We start from the raw sequence: 2,296 nt of genomic DNA on the forward strand, positions 1-2,296 counted from the left end.
AGCAACGGATTTCGCTTACACTCAGCTCAAGCAGCCTGACACGGACGCAGAAATGAGTGCCATGCGTAAGACTATTATTTCAGGGCAGATAGGTGCTGGTTATGACTTTATAATTTCAGCACCAGACAAAGAATCTAAAGTCGCTCTCTCTCCATTTTTATCTTTTCACCCATATTTTGGCCAGGATCCACGAACTATTGAAAGTTTGACGATTTCTACCATAAGATTGGGCGCAGCACTTAAATTTGGTAAAGGTCCGATTGCAACTATTGCTCCAACACCGGTTGTCGCGGTTATGCCAGCTGCTGATGTGAATTTCTCGGTTAGGGCGCCGCTAGTTGCCTCTTTAAAGCGCCAGGTAAACGAAACATTACCCCTGCGTAATTATGTCTTCTTTGATGAGGGGTCTACAGCTATCCCATCACGTTATGTAAATCTTTCCAGAGATCAGGCGAATAACTTTAGGGAATCTCAACTTCAAACCATGCCGACAGGCGGAATGAACGGCCGTGCGGCACGTCAGTTGAACGTGTATCATAATATTCTTAACATAACGGGCGATCGTTTGAGGGCAAATCCAGGCTCATTAATTTCTTTAAGCGGGGCATCCATGAATGGACCTGAAGAAGGCAAGCAGTTCGCAGAGGGTATAAAGCTTTACCTGGTTAATACTTTCGGAATTGATGCATCACGTATATCAACTGACGGTCGTACAAAGCCACTTATTCCTTCTGAACAACCCGGCGGTACCAAAGAGCTGGTATTACTTCGTGCAGGCGACAGAAGGGTTGATATTGAAAGCAAATCGCCTGAATTGCTGATGGAAGTTGGCGGAGGATTGCGCCCTGTACAAATTGAAGCAGTTCAGTTTAACCCTGATGACAGTAACGTAATATTCAATGTTGGAGGTGCTACCAGCACACTAAAATCCTGGACGGTAAATGTTACCGATGAGCAGGGGATAAGTCAGCGCTTTGGACCATTCACCAGTGATCGGGAAACTGTTCCGGGGAAAACCATATTGGGCGATCGTGCAGCGGGAAATTATAATATAACGATGCAAGGCGAGACTAAGAATGGTTTGCCAATTACTAAAACTACCACAATGCGTTTAGCGCGTCAGGATGATAATATCGAAAAGGCATATCGTTATAGTATTCTGTTTGACTTTGATAAAACCAAAACCATCCAGGCTTACAGCACTTTCTTAAGAGACGTGGTTAGCCCGCAAATCCCGGACGGTTCCACTGTGATCATACATGGCCACACGGATGTGATAGGAGAGGAAGGTTATAACAAAACATTATCGCAGGACAGAGCGGCCGAGGCACAGCAAATTCTGAAAAGTGCGCTTTCGAACTCCGGGAAAAATAACATAACGTTTGAAACCATTGGTTTAGGTGAAGATGAAAGTAAATCTCCATTTGAAAATATGCTTCCGGAAGAACGTTTTTATAACCGGACGGTTATCATTGATATCATAACTAAAAGATAACCACTAACGCATTCTGGTCATATTTTATTAATTAAGAGCCCCCTGTCGGGGGCTTTTTTTGTTCACTTGACCGCCATTCGAAGTGTCAGGGTGGATCAATTAATTTGTCAATCGACAGATCAACTTCATGAAATATCCTGGTGTTGTGATTCAAATTTCGCGTATTTATCCCTATTTTTATTGACACCAATTTTAACTGTCTTAATGAAAGAATCAAGTCCTGCTGAAGAGTTACGGCTTGCGCGCGAAGAAATCGCTTTCCTAATCGCCGAGCGTGAGAAGCGAGAAGCGGAACTCGTGTTAGCTAATATTGAACGTGAATTCGAAATTAAGGAAAAAGAGAAGCGTGCCGCAGAGCTGTTAATTGCAGTTAAGGAACTTACTTTTCAGAACGAAGAAAAGGAAAAACGTGCTACAGAGCTAGACATTGCTAATAAAGAGCTGATCTATCAAAACAAGGAAAAAGAGAACAGGGCCGCGGAGTTAGCCATCGCCAATACAGCGCTTCGTTATGAAAGCGAGGAGAAGCAAAAGCGAGCTGCCGAGCTGTTGATCGCCAATAAAGTGCTCCTTTATGAAAGCGGAGAGAAGTCGAAACGGGCTGCGGAGCTCCTCACTATAAATGCAGAAATAGCCCTTCACAGTCAGCTGCAAGAGCTAAATAAGAAGAAAGACGATTTTATCGCCCTGGCCAGCCACGAATTAAAAACCCCGCTGACCAGCATAACCGCCTATCTGCAGTTCATACAGCGTAATCTCGTTACTGAAGACAGAAATAAGCATCTAACTGATAAGGCATTA

Annotated in this window: 2 protein-coding genes; both read left to right on the forward strand. The window is 43.8% G+C overall.

Features of this window, described 5'->3' with window-relative positions; translation table 11 throughout:
* A partial coding sequence (locus tag WKF69_RS17510) for an OmpA family protein (RefSeq protein ID WP_340383517.1) occupies window positions 1–1,495 on the forward strand: 1,495 nt, incomplete at its 5' end.
* Between the two features lie 204 nt (window positions 1,496–1,699).
* A partial coding sequence (locus WKF69_RS17515; protein ID WP_340383518.1) for a histidine kinase dimerization/phospho-acceptor domain-containing protein occupies window positions 1,700–2,296 on the forward strand: 597 nt, incomplete at its 3' end.

The sequence above is a fragment of the Daejeonella sp. genome (assembly GCF_037719425.1).
Lineage (GTDB): Bacteria > Bacteroidota > Bacteroidia > Sphingobacteriales > Sphingobacteriaceae > Daejeonella.